This is a genomic window from Exiguobacterium sp. RM11, assembly GCF_059821525.1.
Genome location: NZ_CM187558.1, coordinates 517,525 through 542,326 on the forward strand (window position 1 = coordinate 517,525; position 24,802 = coordinate 542,326).

At 36.3% G+C, this 24,802-nt stretch carries 25 protein-coding genes; 23 read left to right on the top strand and 2 right to left on the bottom strand.

All coding sequences use genetic code 11. From position 1 onward, the window contains the following. Positions 1 to 44: 44 nt before the first annotated feature. Positions 45 to 767: a YveK family protein gene (locus AC5LIL_RS02840; protein ID WP_499824816.1), complete on the top strand. Its 723-nt coding sequence runs from the start codon at positions 45 to 47 to the stop codon at positions 765 to 767. Further along, complete coding sequence (locus tag AC5LIL_RS02845) at positions 760 to 1,476, top strand: CpsD/CapB family tyrosine-protein kinase (RefSeq protein ID WP_499824817.1); 717 nt, start codon at positions 760 to 762, stop codon at positions 1,474 to 1,476. Before AC5LIL_RS02840 ends, AC5LIL_RS02845 begins: the two co-directional genes overlap by 8 nt. Before the next feature lie 71 nt (positions 1,477 to 1,547). Here the strand turns inward: AC5LIL_RS02845 and tnpB are convergent, their stop codons facing one another. Next, on the bottom strand, positions 1,548 to 2,720 hold the full coding sequence (gene tnpB / locus AC5LIL_RS02850) for an IS200/IS605 family element RNA-guided endonuclease TnpB (protein ID WP_499824818.1): 1,173 nt from the start codon (positions 2,718 to 2,720) through the stop codon (positions 1,548 to 1,550). Between the two features lie 121 nt (positions 2,721 to 2,841). Between tnpB and AC5LIL_RS02855 the strand changes: the two genes are divergently transcribed. The 21 genes from AC5LIL_RS02855 to AC5LIL_RS02955 all read left to right on the top strand — a co-directional run bounded on the left by AC5LIL_RS02855 (position 2,842) and on the right by AC5LIL_RS02955 (position 23,822). Next, complete coding sequence (locus tag AC5LIL_RS02855) at positions 2,842 to 3,609, top strand: tyrosine-protein phosphatase (RefSeq protein ID WP_499824819.1); 768 nt, start codon at positions 2,842 to 2,844, stop codon at positions 3,607 to 3,609. A gap of 213 nt (positions 3,610 to 3,822) precedes the next feature. Next, complete coding sequence (gene galU, locus AC5LIL_RS02860) at positions 3,823 to 4,722, top strand: UTP--glucose-1-phosphate uridylyltransferase GalU (protein ID WP_499824820.1); 900 nt, start codon at positions 3,823 to 3,825, stop codon at positions 4,720 to 4,722. Positions 4,723 to 4,737: 15 nt separating this feature from the next. Next, a complete protein-coding gene (locus AC5LIL_RS02865) occupies positions 4,738 to 6,630 on the top strand; it encodes a polysaccharide biosynthesis protein (protein ID WP_499824821.1) in 1,893 nt (630 codons plus the stop codon). Between the two features lie 17 nt (positions 6,631 to 6,647). Beyond that, positions 6,648 to 7,289, top strand: coding sequence for a sugar transferase (locus AC5LIL_RS02870; RefSeq protein ID WP_499824822.1), 642 nt, complete (start codon positions 6,648 to 6,650; stop codon positions 7,287 to 7,289). A 72-nt stretch (positions 7,290 to 7,361) separates the two neighbouring features. After that, on the top strand, positions 7,362 to 8,129 hold the full coding sequence (locus tag AC5LIL_RS02875) for a glycosyltransferase family 2 protein (RefSeq protein WP_499824823.1): 768 nt from the start codon (positions 7,362 to 7,364) through the stop codon (positions 8,127 to 8,129). Positions 8,130 to 8,182: 53 nt separating this feature from the next. Then, positions 8,183 to 8,791, top strand: a complete 609-nt coding sequence (locus tag AC5LIL_RS02880; protein ID WP_499824824.1) for an acyltransferase — start codon at positions 8,183 to 8,185, stop codon at positions 8,789 to 8,791. Next, positions 8,788 to 9,564, top strand: a complete 777-nt coding sequence (gene rfbF / locus AC5LIL_RS02885; RefSeq protein WP_483545883.1) for a glucose-1-phosphate cytidylyltransferase — start codon at positions 8,788 to 8,790, stop codon at positions 9,562 to 9,564. The genes AC5LIL_RS02880 and rfbF overlap by 4 nt, the downstream gene beginning before the upstream one ends. A 1-nt stretch (position 9,565) precedes the next feature. Then, on the top strand, positions 9,566 to 10,624 hold the full coding sequence (gene rfbG, locus AC5LIL_RS02890) for a CDP-glucose 4,6-dehydratase (protein ID WP_483545882.1): 1,059 nt from the start codon (positions 9,566 to 9,568) through the stop codon (positions 10,622 to 10,624). 4 nt (positions 10,625 to 10,628) lie between these two features. Continuing rightward, positions 10,629 to 11,573 carry an NAD-dependent epimerase/dehydratase family protein gene (locus AC5LIL_RS02895; RefSeq protein ID WP_499824825.1) on the top strand — a complete coding sequence of 315 codons (945 nt, stop codon included), beginning with the start codon at positions 10,629 to 10,631 and terminating at the stop codon, positions 11,571 to 11,573. After that, positions 11,563 to 12,153, top strand: coding sequence for a dTDP-4-dehydrorhamnose 3,5-epimerase (gene rfbC / locus AC5LIL_RS02900; protein ID WP_499824826.1), 591 nt, complete (start codon positions 11,563 to 11,565; stop codon positions 12,151 to 12,153). Before AC5LIL_RS02895 ends, rfbC begins: the two co-directional genes overlap by 11 nt. Continuing rightward, the gene (locus AC5LIL_RS02905; protein ID WP_499824827.1) at positions 12,143 to 12,964 is read left to right on the top strand and encodes a hypothetical protein; all 822 of its coding nucleotides are present in this window, start codon (positions 12,143 to 12,145) and stop codon (positions 12,962 to 12,964) included. The genes rfbC and AC5LIL_RS02905 overlap by 11 nt, the downstream gene beginning before the upstream one ends. A 14-nt stretch (positions 12,965 to 12,978) precedes the next feature. Next, positions 12,979 to 14,016: a glycosyltransferase family 4 protein gene (locus AC5LIL_RS02910; RefSeq protein WP_499824828.1), complete on the top strand. Its 1,038-nt coding sequence runs from the start codon at positions 12,979 to 12,981 to the stop codon at positions 14,014 to 14,016. Positions 14,017 to 14,031: 15 nt separating this feature from the next. Then, a complete protein-coding gene (locus AC5LIL_RS02915) occupies positions 14,032 to 14,952 on the top strand; it encodes a D-glucuronyl C5-epimerase family protein (RefSeq protein ID WP_499824829.1) in 921 nt (306 codons plus the stop codon). 33 nt (positions 14,953 to 14,985) lie between these two features. Further along, complete coding sequence (locus AC5LIL_RS02920; protein ID WP_499824830.1) at positions 14,986 to 16,095, top strand: glycosyltransferase family 1 protein; 1,110 nt, start codon at positions 14,986 to 14,988, stop codon at positions 16,093 to 16,095. A gap of 29 nt (positions 16,096 to 16,124) precedes the next feature. Next, entirely contained in the window at positions 16,125 to 17,378 is a 1,254-nt protein-coding gene (locus AC5LIL_RS02925; RefSeq protein WP_499824831.1) for an O-antigen ligase family protein, read from the top strand. 7 nt (positions 17,379 to 17,385) lie between these two features. Next, complete coding sequence (locus AC5LIL_RS02930; protein WP_499824832.1) at positions 17,386 to 17,946, top strand: acyltransferase; 561 nt, start codon at positions 17,386 to 17,388, stop codon at positions 17,944 to 17,946. After that, on the top strand, positions 17,936 to 18,952 hold the full coding sequence (locus tag AC5LIL_RS02935; RefSeq protein WP_499824833.1) for a glycosyltransferase family 2 protein: 1,017 nt from the start codon (positions 17,936 to 17,938) through the stop codon (positions 18,950 to 18,952). Before AC5LIL_RS02930 ends, AC5LIL_RS02935 begins: the two co-directional genes overlap by 11 nt. 55 nt (positions 18,953 to 19,007) lie before the next feature. Continuing rightward, positions 19,008 to 20,507, top strand: a complete 1,500-nt coding sequence (locus tag AC5LIL_RS02940; protein WP_499824834.1) for a lipopolysaccharide biosynthesis protein — start codon at positions 19,008 to 19,010, stop codon at positions 20,505 to 20,507. 30 nt (positions 20,508 to 20,537) lie between these two features. Next, complete coding sequence (locus tag AC5LIL_RS02945; RefSeq protein ID WP_499824835.1) at positions 20,538 to 21,908, top strand: UDP-glucose dehydrogenase family protein; 1,371 nt, start codon at positions 20,538 to 20,540, stop codon at positions 21,906 to 21,908. Then, positions 21,889 to 22,914 carry an NAD-dependent epimerase/dehydratase family protein gene (locus tag AC5LIL_RS02950; RefSeq protein WP_499824836.1) on the top strand — a complete coding sequence of 342 codons (1,026 nt, stop codon included), beginning with the start codon at positions 21,889 to 21,891 and terminating at the stop codon, positions 22,912 to 22,914. Before AC5LIL_RS02945 ends, AC5LIL_RS02950 begins: the two co-directional genes overlap by 20 nt. A 44-nt stretch (positions 22,915 to 22,958) precedes the next feature. Then, positions 22,959 to 23,822 (top strand): NAD-dependent epimerase/dehydratase family protein, encoded by an 864-nt coding sequence (locus tag AC5LIL_RS02955; RefSeq protein WP_499824837.1) that lies wholly within the window; start codon positions 22,959 to 22,961, stop codon positions 23,820 to 23,822. Positions 23,823 to 23,878: 56 nt separating this feature from the next. On the opposite strand, the gene AC5LIL_RS02960 is transcribed toward AC5LIL_RS02955, so the two are convergent. Beyond that, on the bottom strand, positions 23,879 to 24,802 hold the full coding sequence (locus AC5LIL_RS02960; RefSeq protein WP_499824838.1) for a tyrosine-type recombinase/integrase: 924 nt from the start codon (positions 24,800 to 24,802) through the stop codon (positions 23,879 to 23,881).

The following is a 24,802-nucleotide window of genomic DNA, read 5'->3' on the forward strand; positions in this document are numbered from 1 at the left end:
TTCCAGCAGTGAATTTACAGGTACAAAGGAGAGAAGGACGGAATATGAACGAAGAAACGATTTCCCTCGGAGAGCTATTCTCCATCTTGAAGCGGAGCAAGTGGCTCATCGCTAGTTTAACAATCATGGCGGCACTCATTGCCTTTTTAGTGAGCTCATTTGTGATCAGTCCGACATATGAGGCGTCGACGCAAGTGCTCGTCGCACCAAAAGAATCTCAGAACAACATGATTGACAGCAGTCAAATCCAGTCGTCGGTCACACTCGTCAACACGTATCGTGTCATCATTCAAAGTCCAGCAATCCTTGAACAAGTCCAAGAAAATGTCGTCGGGTCACCTGACAACATCAGTAACTTGATTACCGTAAATAGCGAACAAAACTCACAAGTCATCAATATCGCGGTCCAACATACGAACCCGGTCATCGCGACAGATATCGCTAACGAAATTAGCCGTGTCTTCTCGAAAGAAGTTCCTGAACTCATGAGCGTCGACAACGTGAAAGTGTTGTCAGATGCGAACGTGCCGATGTTCCCAGTCAAACCAAATATCTTACTCAATACAGCAATCGCAGCCGTACTTGGGATGATGATTGGAGTCGCGATCGCCTTCCTCAAAGTCGTGCTCGATCGTCGTATCAAAACAGAACAAGATGTAGAGACGATTCTCGAGCTTCCGGTACTCGGGTCGATCCCGGTCATCGACCGTGTCGAGATGCAACAACAACGTCAAGCGAAGGTGAAAGGGGAAGAGGTCCGTGTTTAATTTTAGAAAGAAGAAATCAAAACATATTCAGTACGATAAGACAGGTCGTGACTTGATCACGGTCCATAAACCAAAGTCACCAATCTCAGAGCAATATCGGACAATCCGGACGAACCTCGAGTTCACAGCGGTCGACGATGAATTGCAGACGGTCGCCATCACATCAGCTTCGTCAGGAGAAGGCAAATCGACGACAGCGTCGAACTTAGCTGTCGTCTATGCTCAACAAGGAAAGCGCGTCCTTCTTTTAGATTGTGACATGCGCCGCCCGACGGCACACTTCACGTTCCGTCTCTCGAACGGGATTGGGCTCTCGACAGTGCTAGCCAAGAAGACGACGCTTGATAAAGCGATTCACTCGACACAAGTCGAGAACTTGGAACTGATGGCGGCAGGACCAATCCCACCGAACCCGTCCGAGTTACTCTCGTCGAAGATGATGGACCGCACGCTTGAAGAGTTGAAAGAGCATTATGACGTCATCATCTTGGACGCACCACCGATGATGCAAGTGGCAGACACACGCCTCTTGGCACGTAAAGTAGACGGCGTCGTCCTCGTTGTCGGTTGTGACAAGTCAGACCGTCAGATGGTCGTCAAAGCGAAAGAACAGTTAATTCTTGCAGATGCGCACATCCTTGGCGTCGTCCTCAACAAGCGCGAGCCGCAAGGCAGCGATGATTACTACTATTACTACGCGTACGATTGAACTACCCCCACCTACGCGTTGCTTAGAGGTGGGAGATTCCTGAGTTATCCGACCTAACGGTCGAAACATTATCAGGCTAACCCCGTCGTCCCGACGGTTGAAGAAGCTAAGATGCGTTCGGCTTCTAATTTCAAATTCATACCTGCGTTAATATCGCGATCATGATGGACTCCGCAATTCGGACACGTCCATTCACGTAAGCGCTTCGTTTTAACGTCTTTGTGTTTGTAGCCGCAGCAAGAACATAGCTGGCTGGAAGCGAAAGTTTTACCGACCTTCATGACGGTCTTGCCGTACCAATCGGCTTTATATTTCAGCATTCGATGAAACTCAGACCAGCTTACATCTGAGATATCTTTGCTTAGTTCTTTGTTTTTCTGCATGCTCTTCACCTGCAAGGTTTCAATTCCGATAATGTCGTGGTTTTTGACAATTTCAGTTGATACCTTGTGTAAGAAATCATTACGCTTGTTGGCGATCTTTTCATGCAAACGAGCAACTTTACGTTTTTGTTTTTGATAATTTTTAGCTTCAGATAATTTTACTTTCTTATTTAGAGCGATCAACTGACGACGAGAAAGTTTGCGTTGCTCACGAGCCAACTTCTTTTCTAGGGATACGAAATAACGGTCATTTTTGTATATCGTTCCGTTTGACAAGATAGCGAAATCTTTTAAACCCACATCCACACCAACTGACGAGCCCGTCTTCGGCAAATCGTTAATTTCTTGCTCAACGAGCAAAGATACAAAGTATTTACCCGAAGCCGTGCGACGAATCGTGGCATTAATAATCCGACCCTCGACCTTCCTTGAGTTGGCGAATCGCACCCATTTCAGCTTCGGGAGTTTGAGTCGATTCCCGACGATCGAGACCTCGGGGAGCTGGGACTTGCCTTGGATGTTCGTCGTATAGGATTGGACGGGGGTTCGCTTCGACTTGAAACGGGGATGATTCCCCTTTTTCTTAAAGAACTTCTTATACGCGTCGGCCAGGTGTTTGACACTGTTCTGGACGGCCGTGCTATCTACTTCCGTCAACCAACCGAATTCCTGCTTGAGCATGGGAAGTTCTTTCGAGCAGGCATCATACGACAGTCCCTTGCCGGTCGCTTTATAGGCTTCATCCCACTTCGCTAAGAAGTGGTTGAAGACGAAACGCGAACAACCGATCGTTTTGGCGATCAGGATCTCCTGCTCTTTTGTCGGGTAGATTCTGAATTTGTAAGCCTTATGTTTCACCATGATTTTTCACCTCCTTGAAGGTAATATACCCGAAAGGAGGGCTGGCGATTCATCTCCCACTTTCACTTCGTTTAGAAGTGGGAGTATTCTCGCCTAATTTTGATAAAAGGAGAACCACGCCATGATTGATATCCATTGTCATCTTCTCCCGGCCGTCGATGACGGTCCGGGAACGGTCGAACAAACAATCGAGATGGCGAGACGCGCCGTAGAGGAAGGGGTGACCGCAATCGTGGTCACCCCCCACGCGTTTCACCCTCAATTTGAGACGGAAAACTTGAACGTCCAGGAAGCCGCAGCGACACTTCAAAACGTCTTACATCAAGAAGGAATCAAGCTTGACATTTATCCGGGACAAGAGATTCGTGTGTTCGGAGATCTTGTACAGGCGTTAGAAGACGGAGAAGCGCTTTCTCTTGCTGGGTCACGCTACGTCCTTGTCGAGTTCCCAAGTGACACGGTGCCGGCATATGCCGAGCAACTATTCTTCCGACTTCAGACAGAAGGCTACACGCCGGTTATCGCCCATCCAGAACGGAACAAAGAACTCGCAACGAATCCGAAACGATTGATGGACTTCGTGTCATCAGGTGCCTTGTCACAAGTGACAACGAGCAGCTTGACAGGCGAGTTCGGTCAAAACGTGAAAGAGATTGCGTTCGTCTTCTTACGGAATGGCTTGAGTCAACTCGTCGCCTCAGATGCCCATAGTACGGGACGTCGTACGTTCTACTGGGAAGCAGCTGAGCAAGCGGTGACGGAAGAGTTAGGAGCAGATCGTTGGGAAACGTTAAAAGAAAACGCAGCGGCGATTGTGAAAGACGAGTTTGTCTTCGTTGATCCACCGATTCTTCCGACAAAGAACTGGAGAGGGAAATGGAAGAAGTAAATCCTTTATTTTTTACATATTCCATTGACAATTAATAACTATTATGATTTTTGTCGACACTTGTCGAACGAAAATAGGTTTTAATTCCCTTACCTTGGTTTTTTCATTAGGTCAAAAGTGTTAACCTTAGAATATATTTTAGTAAGGATGTTAAATGCATCCTTTTTTCTATAATTATCTAAATCATACAGATCCATTCATGGGAGGGGCATCATGGTACATAAACAAGTGAAAAAGGCAGTCATCCCGGCAGCGGGTCTTGGCACACGTTTCTTACCGGCGACAAAGGCGATGCCAAAGGAGATGTTACCCATCGTTGATAAGCCGACCATCCAATACATCATTGAAGAGGCAGTCGCTTCAGGAATTGAAGATATTTTAATCGTCACGGGAAAAGGGAAGCGGGCGATTGAAGATCATTTTGACTCGGTACCAGAACTCGAACAAACGCTTATTGAAAAAGGGAAATCAGAATTTTTGGCGCTAGTCGAAGAGACGACAAATATTAATATTCATTTCATCCGTCAATCAAAGCCGATGGGACTCGGTCATGCCGTACTACAGGCGAAAGCGTTTGTTGGTGATGAACCGTTCGTCGTCATGTTGGGAGATGATATCGTTCAGGCGGAAGTACCATGTACGCGTCAATTGATTGAGCAGTATGAAAAGACGGAAAGTTCAATCATCGGTGTTCAGCATGTATCAAGTGATGTGACGCATCGTTATGGAATCGTAGACCCCCAAGAATCATTAGAAAGTGGTTTACATAAAGTGGCTTCTTTCGTAGAAAAACCGGCTCTAGGCACTGAACCGTCAAATTTAGCGATTCTCGGACGCTACTTGTTCACTCCTCAAATCTTTAAGTATTTAGAGACGCAAGAAGCAGGAACGGGTGGTGAAATCCAATTGACGGATGCGATTACTCGTTTGAACGAGATGCAACGTGTATTCGCTTATGAATTTGAGGGCAAACGTTATGACGTCGGGGAAAAACTAGGATTTATTCAAACGACGCTTGAGTTTGCATTGAATCGCTCGGACTTACGTGAAGACGTACTAAAAATGATGACGCAATTACTAGAAGAACAAACAGTAGTAGAAAGTACTTTATAAAAGGAGGGATAAGCATTGTCGATACCCGATCTAGGTCGAAAATCGTTACGTACAGGGGTGCTCGTTAGTTTAGATATCATTGCTATTCTATCAGCGATGTTCGTTTCCTACTTTTTCTTATATCCTTTAGAATTCATTCAAAATATCGATCGTAATCATTTTATTGAGACGGCTATTTCGTATAGTGCCATCTTCATCATCATGGCAGGCATCAGTCGTTTGTATCGAGTGGCTTGGCGATTTGCCAGCATGACAGAAGCCGTTCGTTTGGCAATGACACTCGCCTCGAGCACACTTCTATTATACATCCTTCAATTCGCTGTATATGGAGAAGCGATGGAGCGGATGCTGTTCTTAAGCTTTTGTCTCTCGTTACTCATGTTAGGTGGGATTCGTCTTGGTTCACGTATTTATGTGACTTGGAAACAAGATCAGATGTCCATTTTGCGAGGACGGAAGCTCAAACGGAGAAAAGATGAAAAACGTACACTCATTATTGGAGCTGGACAGGCAGGACGGATGTTGGTACGGCAGATGAAACAATCTGATAATCATCGCATGAATCCCGTTGGTTTTATAGATGACAATCGGCATCTCCAGACATTGACAGTGAATGACGTCAAAGTTCTTGGCACGCTCGAACAATTGGAAGAAGTTGTTGAGAATGAAGCGATTGATAAAATCGTGTTTGCCATTCCTTCGATGAGTTATCAAGAACGTGTGGCACTGATTCAACGTGCGAAAAAAGTATGCACAAATGTTCATACGCTTCCGATGATTGAAGAAGTGGCAGCTGGGAAAATCGCTGTCAATCAAATGCGTGAAGTATCCATCGAAGACCTCCTCGGCCGCGAACCGGTCGAGTTAGATATTACAGGGATTCAGGCAGAGGTCGAAGGGAAGACGGTTTTGGTGACAGGTGCTGGTGGATCGATTGGATCCGAAATCTGTCGCCAAATCTTAAAGTTCAACCCGGACCGATTGTTATTGCTTGGTCACGGGGAGAATAGTATTTATCTCATTGAACGTGAACTACGTGAAGCGAAGATTGAAGCTGAACTCATACCAGTCATTGCTGATATTCAGGACGCGGAACGTCTACGAGAAGTGTTTATGACCTATTCGCCACATCTCGTCTTCCACGCTGCAGCGCATAAACATGTTCCGTTAATGGAAGCAAACCCGCATGAAGCGGTGAAAAACAATATTTATGGGACGAAGAATGTGGCGGAGATGGCCGATGAATATGGTGCCGCACGCTTCGTCATGATCTCTACGGATAAAGCCGTCAATCCGACGAACGTCATGGGGTCAACGAAGCGGATTGCCGAAATGGTCGTCCAACACTTAGCAAAATCAAGTGAAACAAAGTATGCGATTGTTCGTTTTGGAAATGTATTGGGGAGTCGTGGATCAGTCATTCCATTATTTAAATCACAGATTGCGAAAGGTGGTCCGGTGACGGTGACGCATCCAGATATGACACGTTACTTCATGACCATTCCAGAAGCAAGTCGACTCGTCATTCAAGCGGGTACGCTCGCGAACGGTGGAGAAGTGTTCGTCCTTGATATGGGAGAACCAGTTAAGATTGTCGACTTAGCACGCAATATGATTCAACTGAGTGGCTTTACGGAAGAACAGATTGCAATCGAATTCAGTGGTATTCGTCCTGGAGAGAAGATGTATGAGGAATTATTGAAAGAAGGCGAAGTTCATCCGGAAGCAGTTTATCCGAAAATTTTCACAGGGATTGTTACAGAAGAGCCAGATTTAAATGGAAAACTAGAAAATATGAATCAATTAAGAACGGACGAGGCGCTTAGCTTGTACCTTGTAAACTGGGCGAATGATTGTCTCGATAGATATGAACAAGAGCAAACAGCAAACTATAAAGAAACGGTTTAGCCTATGGAGAGTGAACAATGACATACATTGAGCAGAAACGAAAAATTGATTTCATTTTGGCATTGATTGGTTTAATCGTCTTGTCGCCTTTATTTATTGGAATTATGGTTATGATTAAACTTGAATCAAAAGGACCAGTCTTCTTTAAACAAAAACGTGTTGGAATTCATCAATCCCACTTCAACATTTTAAAGTTCCGTACGATGCGGATCGATACACCGAAAGATACACCAACGCATCTTCTTGTTGATCCAGATCAATACATCACGAAAATTGGTAAGTTCTTACGCAAAACAAGTCTGGATGAGTTACCACAAATTATTAATATTTTAAAAGGTGAAATGGCGATTATCGGACCACGTCCAGCATTATGGAATCAATATGATTTAATCGAAGAACGAGAAAAGTATCAAGCGAATAATGTACTACCAGGACTGACAGGTTGGGCACAAATCAATGGGCGGGATGAACTACCAATTGAATATAAAGCTCAACTCGACGGAGAGTACATTAAAAAAATGACATTTTGGATGGATGTTCGATGCTTTATCGGAACAATCTTTAGTGTGCTGAAAAGTCACGGAGTGGTTGAAGGTGGAACAGGGATGATGAGTAGAGAGATTGCTATTACTAAACAGCCAGAAGATAAAGAAATATAGTATTAGTAATAATACACTCAAATAATTTAAGGCGGAAAATCATATGGGATTTTCTAAAGGTAGGTCATGAGGATGATACAAAATAATATAATGTCAGAAAATAAGGTTTCAATAATAATGCCTGCTTTTAATTCACAGGAATTTATAGTAGAGGCGATTGAGTCGGTTATAAATCAAACATATACTAACTGGGAATTAATAATAATTGACGATTGCTCACAAGATAGTACATTTGAAATAATTGAAAAATTTTCTTGTTTAGATTCTAGAATATCTATAATTAAAAATGTTAATAATTTAGGTGCAGCTATATCGAGAAACAAAGGAATTAATTATGCATCAGGCGATTATATTGCTTTTTTAGATAGTGATGATATTTGGTTTCCTGAGAAATTAGCTGTCCAAATTAGGTTTATGGAACGCTATGGACATAATTTCACATGCACAAGTTATAATAAGATTAATGAAAGAGGAGAATCACTAAATAAAACCATCCTAGCAAAAAAATATAGTGACCATTGGGGATTATTAAAAACTTGTCCAGGAAATTCTACGGTTATCTACAATGCTAAAGTATTAGGGAAATTTGAAATTCCAGATTTTAAAAAAAGAAATGATTATTTAATGTGGTTACAAATAATTAAAATAGAGAAAAAAATAATAGGGATTGAAAGAACGCTTACAAGTCATCGAATACGCATAAACTCAATTTCGAGTAATAAAGTCTCTTTATTAAACTATCATTGGAAAATTTATAGAGATATTGAAAAACTTTCATTCACAAAGTCTATGTATCTTTTAATTTATTGGGTTTTCATGACTTTTTTTAAATTGAGATAGAGTTTGATCTGATATAAATCATTGATGCAAGTAAAATGAGGAAGGTATTTTTAATGAGAAAAGAGCATAAGATGTTTTTAAAAAAGCTATTTATGATTGTAGTACAGACTAAATTATTACTAACTGCAAATGAAATTGGGAAAAATTGTTTTGTGGGAAAAAGACTCTCAATAAATAATGCAAGATACCTCACTCTAAAAGAGGGTGTTAGGATTGGAAATGATGCAAGAATAAGTTTTTATGAAAATTTTAATGGTCAAAAATTATATCCGGAACTAATGATTGGGGAAAACTCATATATTGGCAATCACTTCACAGTATTAAGTGCGGACAAAGTTAAAATCGGAAAAAATGTTCTTATCGCAAGTTACGTAATGATTAGTTCTGAGAATCATGGAATTGATCCAGAATCAGATTTAGGATATGGAAAACAGTCACTAATTACGAAGCCAGTAATTATAGACGACGGAGTGTGGATTGGTGAAAAAGTATCGATTTTGCCTGGTGTTACTATAGGTAAAAAATCTATCATTGGTACAGGAAGTGTGGTGACAAATAGCGTACCTCCTTACACAATAGTAGTGGGGATTCCTGCAAAAGTAATAAAAAAATATAATTTCCAAACGAAAGAATGGGAAAAAATAGGAGATGTCGAGAGATGAAAGTTGTTATTTTAGCTGGTGGTTTTGGTACAAGAATCAGTGAAGAAAGTCATTTAAAGCCAAAGCCAATGATTGAGTTAGATGGGAAGCCAATTCTATGGCACATTATGAAATATTATTCTTCCCATGGATATAATGAATTTATTATTTGTTGTGGATATAAGCAATATGTCATCAAAGAATTTTTTGCGAATTATTATTTACATATGGCGGATGTAACTTTTGATTTCTCATCGAAAAATGAAATGAGTGTCCACACTAATGGAACAGAACCTTGGAAAGTTACTTTAGTGGATACAGGTTTGCACACAATGACTGGGGGGCGCATAAAACGAGTTAAAGATTATATTGGTGATGAACCGTTTATGTTGACATATGGTGATGGAGTATCAAACGTTGATATTAATAAACTTGTAGAATTTCATGATTCCCATGGGAAAATGGTAACGTTAACTGCAATTCAACCTGGAAGTAGATTCGGAACTTTGGATATAGCTGAAAATGGTCAAATAAATAAATTCAAAGAAAAATCTAAAGAGGATGGCGGATGGATTAATGCTGGATTCATGGTCTTAAATCCTGACGTATTTAACTATATAGAAGGTGATGATACGGTATTTGAGCAACATCCTCTAGAGAGAATTGCTGAAGAAGGAAATTTAAAATCTTTTAAACATTCAGGTTTTTGGCAATGTATGGATACACTAAGAGATAAACAATTACTAGAAGAATTGTTAGAAAATAATGTCGCTCCATGGAAGGTATGGGAATAAAATGACTCAAGATATAAGGGAGTTTTTTAATAATAAGAAAGTACTCGTAACAGGGCATACAGGTTTTAAAGGAATCTGGTTGACTAAAGTTCTAGTGAGTTTTGGTGCGGATGTAGTAGGTTATTCTTTAGAAAATCATCCTACAATAAATTTGTATAACTCAAGTGGCATTTCAGAAAAAATTCAGTCTGTAATTGGGGATATTAGAGATTTCGATAAATTATATAAGGTTTTCCGTGAGACATCGCCTGAAATTGTTTTTCATTTAGCCGCTCAACCACTAGTCATCGAGTCATACAATAACCCTGTTAATACTTACGAAGTAAATGTAATGGGTACAGTGAATATCTTAGAATGCATCAGAAAGACTGAGAGTGTCAAATCATTTCTTAATGTAACAACAGACAAAGTATATGAGAACAATGAATGGGACTGGGGATATAGAGAGAATGATAGATTAAATGGGTTCGATCCGTATTCAAATAGCAAATCTTGTTCCGAGTTGATAACCGATAGCTATATAAAATCTTTTTTTAATGAAAGAGAAATAGCTATTTCTACAGCCAGAGCAGGAAATGTGATTGGGGGTGGGGATTTTTCTCCAAATCGAATAATACCTGATTGTATTAGAGCTGTTAGTAATAACGAAACAATTGTAGTTAGAAATCCTAGATCAATACGCCCTTACCAGCATGTACTTGATCCAATCTATGCATACATGTTGATTGCAATGAAGCAACATGATGATAGAAGTAATATGGGCTTTTATAACGTAGGACCAGATGATAAAGACTGTGTGACCACGGAAACTTTGGTTAACCTATTTTGTGATCGGTGGGGTCCGGAGGCCATCTGGATGTCTAAAAATATAGAAGGACCGCATGAAGCAAAATTTTTAAAATTAGATTGTTCAAAAATAAAAAACAAATTAGAATGGGAACCAAAGTTAAGTATTGATAATGCAGTTGCAATGTCGATAGAGTGGTCAAAAGCCTATGAAGCAAATGAAGATATAACTGAAATTATGGATAAGCAAATTAAAAATGTGTTTTCAAGGTGAGTCAATGATAAAAGCCGAAAAAATAAAAAGCGTAGTTATTACAGGAGCAAATGGATTTGTGGGCTCGTGGTTGTGTAAAAAATTTAGTGACAATAAAATTGATGTATTTGCAATTGTCAGAAATGAGAACTCTGATATTTCAAATATAGATAAGCTTCCTCAAGTTAAAGTAATATATTGCGACCTAGAAAATATTAAATTATTACCTCAACTGATTCCCGAAGAAAAGGTAGATTTATTCTACCATTTAGCTTGGGAAGGAGCAGGCGGGGATTTAAGGTCTAATTATTCTGTGCAACTAAATAATGTACGTTACACATGTGACTGTGTAGAGGTAGCAAGTAAATTAAAGTGTAAAAAAATATTAGTTTCAGGTACTGTTTCTGAACACATAGCAGCTAATTACAAAGAAATAAAGAATATATCACCAAATATAATTTATGGAGCATGCAAAAAATTTGCTTTGGAATTATTAGATATTCAATGTAAAAAGTATAATATCCCTTATGTATGGATGAGGATAGCTAACGTCTACGGGCCAAATAGTAATAATGGAAATATCGTAGAATATACATTAAAAGCCTTTATGAATGAAGAAATTCCTAGCTACTCACCAGGTGATCAATATTACGATTTAATTTATATCGAAGATCTTGCAAACGCAATGTATTTATTGAGTATAAATTCTTTAACTAAAAATATCTATTATATTGGAAGTGGGGAACCCCAAAAATTAAAAGACTATATATTAAATATGAAAGATATATATGGAGGTAATTCAACTGTAGATTTGGGATCAAGACCAGATGACGGTGTAAAATACTCTAAAACCTGGTATGAAATTAAAGATTTATCTAACGAAACCGGTTTTGAAACAAGAACTTCATTCAAATCAGGAATTACTAGTACATTAAATTGGATGAAAAGGAGTAAAGAATATGGGATTTAATTTTTCGGAAACATCAATCAAAGGATTGGTATTAATTGAACCTCATTTTTTTATGGATGATAGAGGTTACTTTATAAAAGATTTTGAAGAAGAAGAATTCAGAAGAGCAAATTTGCCAATAGTATTTTCTGAGACAAATGAATCTAAATCTAAAAAAGGTACGCTCAGAGGTTTACACTTTCAAGAAAATAATCCTCAAGGAAAAATAGTGAGAGTAATAAAAGGTGCTGTGTACGATATTGTTGTAGATTTAAGAAAAGAATCAGAAAGCTTTGGAAAATGGGAAGGTTTCTATCTTACTGAAAGTAATAGAAGAATGCTTTATATTCCAGAAAATTTTGCACATGGTTTCTTAACTTTAGAGGACGATACAATTTTCAATTATAAATGTACTAGCAAATATATTCCTACAGATGACAGTGGGATACTTTGGAATGACGAAACACTTCAAATTAAATGGCCACTAAACTTAATAGGTGAAAATTTAATCATTTCAGATAAAGATCGAAAACTTCAAAAATTTAATGAATTTGTATATAAACAAAATAAAAAGTATCAGGAGGATAATTTTGGAATCTGAAAAGAATTTTAACAATATGGCTATAGTCATCGTATCTTATGATGGCTATAGTGACCTATGGAACGATTTTTTTCAACTTCTTGAAGTAAATTGGCCAGATAATCCATTCAATGTTTATTTAATTAACAACGAAATGCAGCCTACCATTGACAATGTAAAGATTGTGAATACAGCTAAAAATGCTGAATGGAGTACTAGGGCTAGAATGGGTCTTGAAAAAATCGAAGAAAAATATATTTGTTTATTGCTTGAAGATTTTTATATTGGCTCTAAGATAAATACTCATCAAGTCATTGAAACTTTAAAATTCATAGAATCTAAAAAGGTAAATTATTATAAATTAAATAGCTTTTCCAATATTCGAAGTCGTAAATTTGAAAACAAGTCTCATATTCAAAAGATACCTTCAACTTTGCATTATGGAATTAGTTTACAGGCTGCAATTTGGAATAAGAAATTTCTCTTAGATAAAATTGGAGAAGGCAGTTATAATGCTTGGCAATTTGAAATTGATCGAATTGAAGAAGTGCCAAGTAATCAGGATAAATATTTAGAAAATTGTTTCTACGATAATAGAAACATTTTAAATATTTGTCATGTAGTTGTGCAGGGTAAGGTATTACCTTCGGCAATCAAATACTTTAAGAGAAAAGGAATGAGTTTACATAGCAATCGTGAAGTCATGAAAAAAATCGATTATTATTTTTATAAATCTAAATTCTTTGGTGTTAATTACTTCCCTTTAAAATTTAGAAAAACGCTTAAATATTTTATGGTGAAATTTGGAGCAGATTTCGTAACTAAAAAGTGAATAGTGGTGAAGAAATGAAAATTGGCATAGTAGGTGTCTATGGAGAAGGTCAAGACTTCTCAGGAGGACAGCCTGTAAAAACTAATTTGATAATAGAAGGAATGCAAGAAATTTACGGTGTTGATAATGTAAGCACCGTTAATACATTTGAATTAAAGAAAAATAAATTTAAATTTTTAAAGGGAATATTTTTATTGGTTAGAAATTGTGAGAATATCTTAATTTTGCCAGCTAGAAATGGCATTCAAATTCTTGCTGTCATGTTATTGATTTTGAATCTATTTTATAAGCGAAAACTACATTATATAGTAATTGGAGGATGGATTGGAGAGCTATTATCTAATAAAAAAATTTTGATAAAAATGCTTGATGAATTTGTTGGTATTTATGTTGAGACAACAAAAATGAAAAAAGATTTAAATGAATTAGGACTAAATAATGTTCATGTTATGTACAATTATAAAGTTTTAGAAAGAGTACCTATTGAAGAGATAAACTACAATCTTGCTACGCCGTATCAGTTGTGTACATTTTCAAGAGTAGTAAAAGAAAAAGGTCTTGAAGATGCTATTGCTTCAGTAATGGAAGTGAATAGAACATTAGGCTACGAAGCATTTTGTTTAGACATATTTGGTTATATAGATTCTTCTTATAGAGATAGATTTTTTGAAATAATAAAAGGGGCGCCAAAGTATATCAGGTATTGTGGCACTAAAAAACCAACAGAGTCAGTTGAGGTTATTAAAAACTATTTTATGCTAGTTTTTCCTACACGCTATAAAACGGAAGGCATTCCTGGGACGGTTATTGATAGTTATTTTGCTGGTGTGCCAGTCCTATCATCGAGGTGGGATAGTTTTTCAGATGTAATTGAAGAAGGCGTTACAGGATTAGGTTACAACTTCAAACAAAAAGAAGATCTTGTTTGTAAATTAATAGAAATCGAGAAAAACCCCCAAGAAGTAATGAAAATGAGATTAAATTGTAGGGAAATAGCCCAAAAATATACAAAAGAACATGTGTTAGAAAAATTTGTGGAAAACATACACTAATGAGGTCTACATCAAATGAAAAATATTAATATCTATAATTTAAAAAGATGGTACAAGATGTTTATTGGAAAGAGTATTTTTCATGTTCAACAGAACCGAGGATTAATATATTCAAAAAATGAAGTAAGAGGTTACTATAATGATTTGACTCAAAAAGTATTAGTGTTAGATAAGGAATTGGTTTCGAAAGTACCGACTATAAAACTAGAAGATAATAGCGAAATCATATTTCCGATTTCTGTGTTTCAACACGGTTTAGGTGCATACGATTTATATCTTTTAACACAAGAAAGAAAGTATTTACTTTCTTTTCAAACAATGGTGAAATGGGCAATTATGAATCAACAAGAAGATGGTTCATGGAATAATTTCTTCTATGTCTATCCAAAACACCCTTACTCATCTATGGCCCAAGGCGAAGGTGTATCTTTGTTAGTAAGAGCCTATGTTGAATTTGGAGAAGAAGAGTATTTGATAAAAGCAAAAAAAGCTATAGATTTTATGTTACTATCTATAGAAAATGGTGGAACAACACTATATAGTGATGATCTTAATGATGTTTTTTTTATGGAATATACCCATAAACAACCTGTTCTAAATGGATGGATATTTTCTATCTTTGGATTACATGATTATTGGTTAGTCACGAAAGAAGAATCTTATTTAAAAATTTTAAAAAAATCGATGTTAACTTTGGAAAGAAATATTCATAAATTTGATAATGGGTATTGGAGTATGTACGATTTAGATTCACATGTAGCCAGTTCCTTTTATCATAATTTGCACATTGCACAATTAAAGGTACTCAATGACTTTTACAATTCTAGTGAAATTTTAAAATACTTAAATAAATGGACAGAATATCAAGTTTCAAAGAAAAATAAATATAAAGCTTTTATTATTAAGGCTTCCCAAAAAATATTAGAGCGTGACTAGAGGGTCATGCTTTTGAGAGGACAGTTCATTTAAATGACTAATAACCCAAAAAGGATTTTATGTATTGTGGGAAGTATGGATGCTGGTGGGGCGGAAACTTTTTTAATGAAACTATATAGAAGTTTCGATCGTACTCAAATCCAGTTTGACTTTTACGTATCTTCTCCACATAAAGGACTTTATGAAGATGAAATAGTTGAGATGGGAGGGAAGATATTTAGATCTTTTCCTAAGTCAAAAGGTGTTTTTAAGTCCTTAAACCGTTTGAAGCGTGTAGTTAAACAAGAAGAATATCACTATGTCATGAGGGTTTCACAACACTCATTATCCGCTTTAGATTTAATAGTGGCAAAGATGGGTGGAGCAAAACATTTAATTTATCGTTCGAGTAACTCAAAAACTGGTGGCGGATTAATCAATCAAATTTTGCATAAGGTTTTTAAGTTCCTTCCAATGTTCGTTCCTACATTAAGAATAGCACCTTCTACTGAAGCTGCGGAATTTATGTTCGGAAAAAGAATGGCGAAGAAAAATAAGGTTCATATTGTAAAAAATGGAATTCCGTTAGATATTTTTGATTTTAATTTAAACACAAGAATTCTTATGCGTAAAGAGTTAAATATAAACGACAGTACCCTTTTAATTGGTCACGTTGGTAGATTCGTAACTCAAAAAAATCATTTATTCTTAATCAAAATATTTGATGAAATTTTGAAAAAAAATGAGGATAGCATATTGATTTTAGTAGGTATAGGAGAATTAGAAACTAAGATTAAAGATACAGTAATTAAACATGGCTTAGAAAAGAAAGTCAGGTTTCTTGGAGTGAGAAAAGATGTTCCTGATTTAATGATGGCTATGGATTTATTCATATTTCCTTCTTTTTATGAGGGAATGCCTAATACTGTAATTGAATCTCAAGCTACAGGTTTGCCTTGTGTCATTTCTGATCAAATTACTAAAGAGGTTCAAATTACTCCACACATTAAATCTCTTTCTCTAAGTTCGCATCCTAAAAAGTGGGCTGAAGTCTCTATCTCACTGTCAGTAGACGAGAGTAGAAGTAATAGTAAAATTTACGTTGAAGAAAAAGGATATAGTATAAAAAAATCTGCTGACAAATTTAAAGAATTAGTTTTTTAAAGTGACTTCTGTGGACAAGGTGGGGAGATATGAAAGATATTAGAGTTGAAGAAGTGGTGTCTAAAAAGCAAAGTAATTTACAACGAAATTTTTATTTTTTGTTTACTGTATATGTTTCTTCGATTTATGTATTCTCTTTTAGAGCTGAATACAATACTATATCTAACGCTCTTTTCTTAGTTATATTAGGTTATTCGGTTTTGAAAATCATTCAATCTTTAACTATACATTTAGATAAATATTTTATTGCGTTAATTTCATTCGTTTTATATTCTTATATATCTATACTATGGACGCCTATACAAGCTAATGGAATAATTGTAAGTAATACTCTCTCAACTCTTATGCTATTGAGTTTTTTAACTTTTCAAGGGTTCATTAACGTACAAAAAGGTCTTGAAAAGCTATTAATCTCTCTATATATTTCGGGTATGATAATGTGCGTATATACTATATTCCTATATAATCCTATAAACTTTTTAAACTCTATATTCAGTGGTCAACGTTTAGGTAGTGAAGTGAATCAGGCCAACATTTTAGGTATGTATGCGGCGTATACTACAGTTCTAAATGTGTATTTAGGAATTACGAAGAAGAACATTATAATTGCTGTACTGTCTATAGTGCCTTTTCTTGTAACAGTTTCAAGCGGGAGCAGGACAGGTATACTTATATGTTTACTAGGAATTGCTTTATTTTTGATATTAAAAGATGGAATGAAAAAGTTTTTCAAAGGTACAATATTTGGCGTATTTTCCCTTTTAATTATGTATGTGATAATTAATATGTCAATTTTCAGTAATATAACTTCTAGATTTCAGAATTTGTTTAATATTTTTGGAGATAGTTCTTATGTAGACTCCTCAACCAATATTAGGATTTTTATGATTCAATATGGATTGGATTTGTTTTTTGAAAAGCCGTTTATAGGATATGGTGCAAATAGTTCTCAACATTTGTTATCCTTAGTCTCAAGTTATAACTCATATTTACATAACAATTATGTAGAGTTGTTAGTCAACTACGGAGCAATTGGTTTTTTATTATTTTACTCTGTTTATATTTACGTATTTGTAAAAGCTATACCACTTTTGCAGATGAAAAATCCTCATTTGGCTGTAACAATTACTATACTATTAATGACTTTGATTGCTGATTTTGGAACAGTTTCTTATTATAGAAAACTTACATTTATTCTCTTAACATTAGGTGTTATAGCTGTGAATTATAAAACTAATGAATCTATAAGACGTGACTGTAATAAGAAATTACAAGGAGGATAACTATTGCATGAATATATTAAAAAGGATTTACTTGAGTTTAATATTAAAATTTGCTTCACCTGTAAAAAGAGGTAGTTTAATAAAAAATAAAATATTAAAGGATACGAAAATCGGATCGAATTTTCAAGTGCATCAAAATGTGAATTTTGGGAGTGAACCATATCTTATAGAGCTTGGGAACGACGTTCGAATTACTTCTGGAGTAACCTTTGTAACTCATGATGGAGGTATGTGGGTGCTTAGAAACAACGGAATGTTAACAGATGCAGATCTTTTTGGAAAAATTAAAATTGGAAATAATGTCCATGTAGGTATAAATTCAATCATTATGCCTAATGTAAACATTGGGCATAATGTTGTAATAGGTGCTGGATCTATAGTAACAAAAAATATTCCATCAAACTCTATAGCGGCTGGTGTTCCAGCTAGAGTACTTAGCTCAATTGACGAATATTATTCAAAATATAAAAGTAAAGTTGATGTGACTAAACAACTAAATTCACAAGATAAAAAAGAATATTTACTTAACAAATTTGATGGAGAGGAAAAAAAACATAGTGAAATTTAGTGTCTTAATACCAGTATATAATGCAGGGAAATATCTTGAGCATTGCATAGAATCGGTGTTGAATCAATCTTATAAAAACTTTGAAATAATATTAGTTGATGATGGATCAACAGACAATAGCTTGAATATCTGTAAAAGGTATACTGATGATTTGAAAATTAAAACTATCACTCAAAAAAATAAGGGGCAATTTTTTGCTCGCCAAAGAGCTTTAAGCGAAGCAAAAGGAGAGTACTGTATTTTTTTAGACTCGGATGACTACTGGCATAGTAATTTACTATTAAAAGTACATGAAACTATAAAGACATATGATAGTGATCTTGTGATTTTTCGATATACAAAAGTTTCAGATAATGGAGAGGTATTATTTACTTCTCCATCTACTTTTGAAAATCATACTTTATTTGATGTAAGTAATAAAGAAGAATTGTTCAAGGTGATGTCAAATAGCTTTGATTTAAATAACCTGGTTTGCAAAGCATTTAGAAGAAATATTGTTAATAAAGATTTCTTTAAATACTACAATAATATTAGGATTCGAAACGGTGAAGATTTACTACAATCGTTATCTTTGATTTCTAATGCAAATACCATTTGTTATGTAAATCAAACCCTGTATTTTTACAGATACAATACATCGAGTGTAAGTAATACTTTGAACATTAACATATTAAATGACATTACTACTGTAAGAAAGTCACTTTTAAAATATATGACAGTTCACCACTGTGATTCGGAAGAAAATAAAAGAGAATTATATACTTTTTATCTGAAAATATTGCTCAAAAATCTACACGTTGTGTATCTTTCGAATCATAAATTTTATGAAAAAAAACAAGCTTTAAGAGCGATTAAAAAAGAAGATTTTTATATTCAAGCTATCAAATATGTAAAACTAAGAAATCTAAACTCAAAAGAAATTCTACGTTTTTTATTATACAGAAGTAATTTGACTGCATTGTTTTTGCTAGAAAGTATTATGGAATCAGGTCGGAAATTCAAATGATATAAAAATAAACTTTCAGTTTAGGCATGTTAAATTTTGGAGGGGAAGAATAGGAATGCGCAGTAAAAAAGCAATAATTAATGTAGGAGTTACATTATCGCTTCGGCTTGTAGCTATTGTTGCAGGACTTATAGTTCCCCAACTAATAATAAATAATTATGGGTCTAGTACAAACGGATTAATAGTCTCGATTACTCAGTTTATGGGTTATATTGTGTTATTGGAGGCCGGAGTAGGTGGAGTTGTAAGAGCGGCTCTTTATAAACCACTGGCACAAAGAGAAATGAGAGAAGTCACTTCCATACTCAAAGAATCAGAAATCTTTTTCAGAAAAATTGCTTACATTTTTTTAGTTTACATATTAGCCTTGGGATTGATCTATCCAAGACTTGTTTCAGATGAATTCGAAGTAATTTACACAATAAGTTTACTTCTGATAATAGGAATAAGTGTTTTTTTTCAGTATTATTTTGGTATTACATATCAAATTTTACTTTATGCGGATCAGCGCCAATATGTTATCTCTTTTTTACAAATTGTAACTCTTATTATTAATACACTTATGACCATAATACTAATAAAATTAGATTTCACAATACATTTGGTACTTTTAATATCTTCGATTGGTCATGTGATACGTCCGCTTGTTTTATATTATTACGTAAAGAAAAGCTATGAATTGTCTAACTTTAAAGAGGTCTCTCCACAAAAAATCACTCAGAAATGGGATGGTATAGGCCATCATTTAGCTTTTTTGATTCATAATAATACAGATGTAGCGATACTAACGATTTTTACTGATATTAAAGAAGTCTCCGTGTACTCTATTTATTTTTTAATTATTTCTAGTGTACAGTCTATCACAATCACTTTTGCCTCTGGAGTAGAAGCTTCGTTTGGAAATATGATTGCTAAACGAGAAATTGAAGCATTAAGGAAAAATTTTAAAGTATATGAGTTTATAACTTTCACAATCACCACAATACTGTTCACTAGCTTATTTATACTTATCCTGCCGTTTGTTAATCTATATACGGAAGGAGTAGATGACGTAAATTACTATAGACCATTATTTGCGTATATTTTAATTTTTGCGGGTTTATTCTATTGTATCCGGTTACCCTATAACTCAGTTACTTTAGCTGCAGGACATTATAAAGAGACGAAGAGAGGCGCTCTTTTAGAAGCGATTATTAATGTTTCGATATCAGTAATTTTAGTAAACTATTATGGGATTGTTGGTGTAGCTGTTGGAACACTTATTGCTATGTTGTTTAGGACTTTGCAGTATGTTCATTATTCTTCAAAATTCATTTTAATTAGTAGTCCAGTCCAGTTCTATAAAAACTTATTTCTTTACTTTTTGACCGGATTAATAACAATTCTTACTATTAATATTTTTGACTATGAGGTTAACGATTATGGTGATTGGATTTTATACGCAATATTAACAGGATTAGTTTCATCTATATTTACCTCTTTTACAGGGTTGTTATTTTACTTTAGTGAATTAAAGTATGTTATTTACACGTTAAAACAAGTGTTTAAAAAATAAAATTAATAATTAGAGGAAGAGGTTTTTAAAATGATGAATATTGCTGTGGCTGGAACGGGCTACGTAGGTCTTGTAGCAGGTGTTTGTTTTTCGGAAATGGGTTACCATGTAACTTGTGTTGATATTGATGAAGAAAAAGTAGCATTGATGAAATCTGGATTTTCTCCGATTTATGAAGAAGGACTTGAAGAACTAATGCAAAAAAATCATGCTAACGGAATGCTTGATTACACAACAGACTATAAAACAGCTTATAAAAAAGCTGATGCAATTTTTATCGGTGTTGGTACGCCCGAACAACCAGATGGGTCTGCAGATCTTTCTCATATTGCGACTGTTGCACGCCAAATTGCTGAAACCGTTGAAAAAGATTGTCTCGTTGTTGTTAAATCAACAGTTCCAGTGGGTACAAATGACAAGGTTGAACAGTTTATCCAAGATTTCCTTGTTCATGATGTTAAAATCGAGGTTGCTTCGAACCCTGAGTTTTTAGCACAAGGTTCAGCAGTTCAAGACACATTATACGCTGATCGAATCGTTATCGGCACCGAGAGTGAATGGGCTAAAAATCTATTATTAAAAATTTATGAACCATTTAACCTGCCGATTGTTTCAGTAAATCGTCGTTCCGCTGAAATGATTAAATATGCATCAAACGATTTCTTAGCACTAAAAATCTCGTATATGAACGATATCGCGAACTTATGCGAATTAGTTGGAGCTGACGTTCAAGACGTAGCTAAAGGCATGAGCTTCGATGATCGGATTGGTAGTAAGTTCTTGAATGCAGGTATTGGGTATGGAGGATCTTGTTTCCCTAAAGATACGAAGGCGCTTGAATACATTGCCAAACAGAATAACTATGAACTTAAAACCGTGAAAGCTGCAATTGATGTGAATACAGACCAGAAAACCTTGCTTTACAAAAAAGCTAGCAAGCGTCTAATCACTTTTAATGGTCTTAAGGTTGCAGTGTTAGGATTAACATTCAAGCCCGGTACAGATGACTTGCGTGAAGCGGCTTCTTTAGAGAATGTACCGTTACTCTTAGAGCAAGGGGCTCAGGTTTTTGCCTTCGATCCTGTTGGAGCAGATAACTTTGCTCAAGTTCATCCTGAGGGTAAGCATGATAGAGGCAGCATCACGTATGTAAATAGCGTTGAAGAAGCTTTAGAAAATGCTAATGTCTGCTTCATCTTCACTGAATGGGGAGAAGTAAAAGCAATTGAACCTACTGTTTATAAAGCTTTGATGAGAACACCTTTAGTGTACGATGGTCGAAACATTTATGCTATTGAAGAGATGGAGTCGACAGATGTTGAGTACCATTCAGTAGGTAGACGTCCCGTCCTTCGCGATAATAATAAGGAGTTGAAAAACGTTGGACTCCACAACTCTTGATACAACAAAAACGTATTTAGTGACTGGGGCAGCTGGATTCGTTGGGTATTTTTTATCCAAGCACTTACTTGATAATGGCTGTACTGTCCTTGGATTAGACAACCTCAATGATTACTACGATGTCGATTTGAAGCATGAACGATTGAACCAACTGAAACCTTATTCGAAGTTCACATTCATTAAAGGTGATATCTCGGATAAAGACTTCATCCTTGAATTGTTTGAGGAGTATCGTCCCGCTTTTGTGGCGAACTTAGCGGCTCAAGCTGGAGTACGTTATTCGATTGAAAATCCGGACGCGTATATGCAGAGTAATGTCATTGGCTTTTATAACGTATTAGAAGCATGTCGTCAGTATCTGGTGGAGCACTTAGTCTATGCTTCTTCGAGTTCGGTTTATGGTTCAAATAAGAAAGTGCCGTTCGAAGAGACTGATTTCGTGGACCACCCAGTATCTCTATACGCTGCCACTAAAAAGTCTAACGAGCTAATGGCTCACACGTATAGCCACCTCTACAAAATTCCGGCAACCGGCTTACGTTTCTTCACCGTTTACGGTCCACTAGGACGTCCAGACATGGCCTACTTTGGCTTTGCGGATCGGTACTTTAACAATGAATCAATAAAGATTTTTAACAATGGCGATTTCGCTAATGATCTTTATCGAGATTTTACTTATATTGACGATATCGTTGAAGGTATTACGCGTTTGTTGAGTACCCCTCCATCTGGAGAAGTTCAACATGAAGTATTTAATATCGGAAATAATAACCCTGAAAAGTTGATGACGTTTATTACTTCTCTCGAGAGCGCCCTGGGAAATGCTCTTGGACGTCCTGTAGAGTTTAATAAAGAATATGAATCGATTAAGCCAGGGGATGTCCCAGCTACTTACGCGTCAACAGATGCACTTCAAAGAGCTGTAGGATTTAAACCTAAAACGACAATTCAAGATGGTTTACAAAAGTTTGCTGATTGGTATGTTGCGTATTACCAAAAACGCTGATAGAAAATAGAATTGAAAGCTTTGTCTTGTGAGGGATGTGTTTAATGAAAAAGGTATTAATTACAGGTGCGAATAGTTATGTTGGAAATTCGTTTAGACACTGGGCAATCGATAAGTATGCCTCAAAAATTCATGTAGATGCAGTTGGGACGCGAAATAGGGAGTGGGAACAACACTCTTTTGAAGGATATGACACTGTACTCCATGTTGCTGGAATTGCTCATGTTTCGACAGATCAAAGTATGGAAGAACTTTATTATCAAGTAAATACTGATCTGACAGAGACGATTGCAAAAAAAGCTAAAGAAGAAGGCGTTCACCAATTTGTGTTTATGAGTAGCATGATTGTGTATGGAGATGCCACTAATGCACAAATGATTACTCATGAGACAAATCCAAACCCGACAAACTTTTATGGAAACAGTAAACTTCAGGCGGAGAAGAAGCTTGCGCTTCTCGAGAATGATAAATTCGTAGTGGCTAATGTTCGACCACCTATGATTTATGGGAAGGGATCGAAAGGGAATTATGTGAAGCTTGCAGAGTTGGCGAGAAAAATTCCGTTCTTTCCAAGTTATCAAAATCAGCGAAGTATGATTCATATCGATAACTTATGTGAGTTTTTAGCACTTATTATCCTTCATGGAGACAATGGAACTTTCCATCCACAGAACACTGAGTATGTATGTACGTCTGATTTAGTGTCGACTATTGGTAATGTTCATAATCACCGAGTTCGGAAAATCAGCATTTTCAATCCGTTTATTAAACCACTTGTTCACCGTCAAATGACGATTAATAAGCTATTTGGTGATTTCGCATATGCTAAAGAGTTGTCAGTGTATCCGCATAAATATAATGTAAGGGATTTTAAAGAGAGTATTGCGTTGACGGAGCAAACAAAATAACACTGTGAGGGCAGCTGCTGAAACTGCCCTACACATTTATTCATTTTATTTAAAGGTTACTTCTGCTTCTTCTTCACATGTTTACTCACCTCCCGATTTTTCGCATTCAACACTTCAATCGTCTCTTGATTCTGTTCTTTTGAGATATGCAGATACAACTCGGTCGTCTCGGTCGAAGCATGACCGAGTAACCGACTGATCTTCGTGATTTTGACATCTGCGTTATAGAGTTCCGTTGCGAAGCTGTGGCGGAGGACATGGCTCGTGATTCCAAAGCCGAGCTGTTCTTTAGACACTGCCAAGAGATATTCATTCACATAATTCGCGCGAACTTTTGACCCGTTCGGCATGATGAACAAGTATGGCGACTCCGTGTCTGATTTTGGTCGTTCAATCTGGATATATCGCTCCAAGGATTTTCGGATCCGTTCGGTCATCGGCACTTCCCGCATTTTATTCCCCTTCCCATGTCGGATGATGATGTCGTTCGACTCAAATGATACATCCTCGAGTTTTAAATCTAACGTCTCACTGATTCGGAATCCCGCATCGCAGCCAATTAAAAAGATGTTATACAGTGTCGCATTGTGTGCATGATGCAGCACTCGATTCACTTGTTCTCGGCTTAAACTGATGGATTGTCGTTTTGTTTCGGCACCAGATACATTGACGAATACAAATGGATTACGTGTGATCCACCCTTGATTGACCGCATAGACCATGAATGTCTTCAGTACGCTCACATATTTTTTAATCGTGTTGTGTGCTCGTTCCTCGCGCATAAGTGTGTCTCGGTAGGGAAACGCGTGTGCAGTTTCATCTACATCTTTCAAGAAAATCACATTCGACTGCTGCATCATCTGTTCGAATCGACGTAACGTGTTCCGATACGTCTTCACCGTCTCAGGGGAGCGTTGTTGCCGCATCTCTACATCTTCCAAGTAACGCGTGATCGCTTCTTTGATTTGAATCGGTTCCAT

Bases quoted from the DNA above. Each gene is read 5' to 3' on its own strand.
- AC5LIL_RS02870 (WP_499824822.1), top strand. From the start codon at position 6,648: ATGACATACATTGAGCAGAAACGAAAAATTGATTTCATTTTGGCATTG.
- tnpB (WP_499824818.1), bottom strand. From the start codon at position 2,720: ATGGTGAAACATAAGGCTTACAAATTCAGAATCTACCCGACAAAAGAG.
- galU (WP_499824820.1), top strand. From the start codon at position 3,823: ATGGTACATAAACAAGTGAAAAAGGCAGTCATCCCGGCAGCGGGTCTT.
- AC5LIL_RS02840 (WP_499824816.1), top strand. From the start codon at position 45: ATGAACGAAGAAACGATTTCCCTCGGAGAGCTATTCTCCATCTTGAAG.
- AC5LIL_RS02910 (WP_499824828.1), top strand. From the start codon at position 12,979: ATGAAAATTGGCATAGTAGGTGTCTATGGAGAAGGTCAAGACTTCTCA.
- AC5LIL_RS02925 (WP_499824831.1), top strand. From the start codon at position 16,125: ATGAAAGATATTAGAGTTGAAGAAGTGGTGTCTAAAAAGCAAAGTAAT.
- AC5LIL_RS02875 (WP_499824823.1), top strand. From the start codon at position 7,362: ATGATACAAAATAATATAATGTCAGAAAATAAGGTTTCAATAATAATG.
- rfbG (WP_483545882.1), top strand. From the start codon at position 9,566: ATGACTCAAGATATAAGGGAGTTTTTTAATAATAAGAAAGTACTCGTA.
- AC5LIL_RS02955 (WP_499824837.1), top strand. From the start codon at position 22,959: ATGAAAAAGGTATTAATTACAGGTGCGAATAGTTATGTTGGAAATTCG.
- AC5LIL_RS02945 (WP_499824835.1), top strand. From the start codon at position 20,538: ATGATGAATATTGCTGTGGCTGGAACGGGCTACGTAGGTCTTGTAGCA.
- AC5LIL_RS02880 (WP_499824824.1), top strand. From the start codon at position 8,183: ATGAGAAAAGAGCATAAGATGTTTTTAAAAAAGCTATTTATGATTGTA.
- AC5LIL_RS02960 (WP_499824838.1), bottom strand. From the start codon at position 24,802: ATGGAACCGATTCAAATCAAAGAAGCGATCACGCGTTACTTGGAAGAT.
- AC5LIL_RS02940 (WP_499824834.1), top strand. From the start codon at position 19,008: ATGCGCAGTAAAAAAGCAATAATTAATGTAGGAGTTACATTATCGCTT.
- AC5LIL_RS02895 (WP_499824825.1), top strand. From the start codon at position 10,629: ATGATAAAAGCCGAAAAAATAAAAAGCGTAGTTATTACAGGAGCAAAT.
- AC5LIL_RS02930 (WP_499824832.1), top strand. From the start codon at position 17,386: ATGAATATATTAAAAAGGATTTACTTGAGTTTAATATTAAAATTTGCT.
- AC5LIL_RS02915 (WP_499824829.1), top strand. From the start codon at position 14,032: ATGAAAAATATTAATATCTATAATTTAAAAAGATGGTACAAGATGTTT.
- AC5LIL_RS02920 (WP_499824830.1), top strand. From the start codon at position 14,986: ATGACTAATAACCCAAAAAGGATTTTATGTATTGTGGGAAGTATGGAT.
- rfbC (WP_499824826.1), top strand. From the start codon at position 11,563: ATGGGATTTAATTTTTCGGAAACATCAATCAAAGGATTGGTATTAATT.
- AC5LIL_RS02855 (WP_499824819.1), top strand. From the start codon at position 2,842: ATGATTGATATCCATTGTCATCTTCTCCCGGCCGTCGATGACGGTCCG.
- rfbF (WP_483545883.1), top strand. From the start codon at position 8,788: ATGAAAGTTGTTATTTTAGCTGGTGGTTTTGGTACAAGAATCAGTGAA.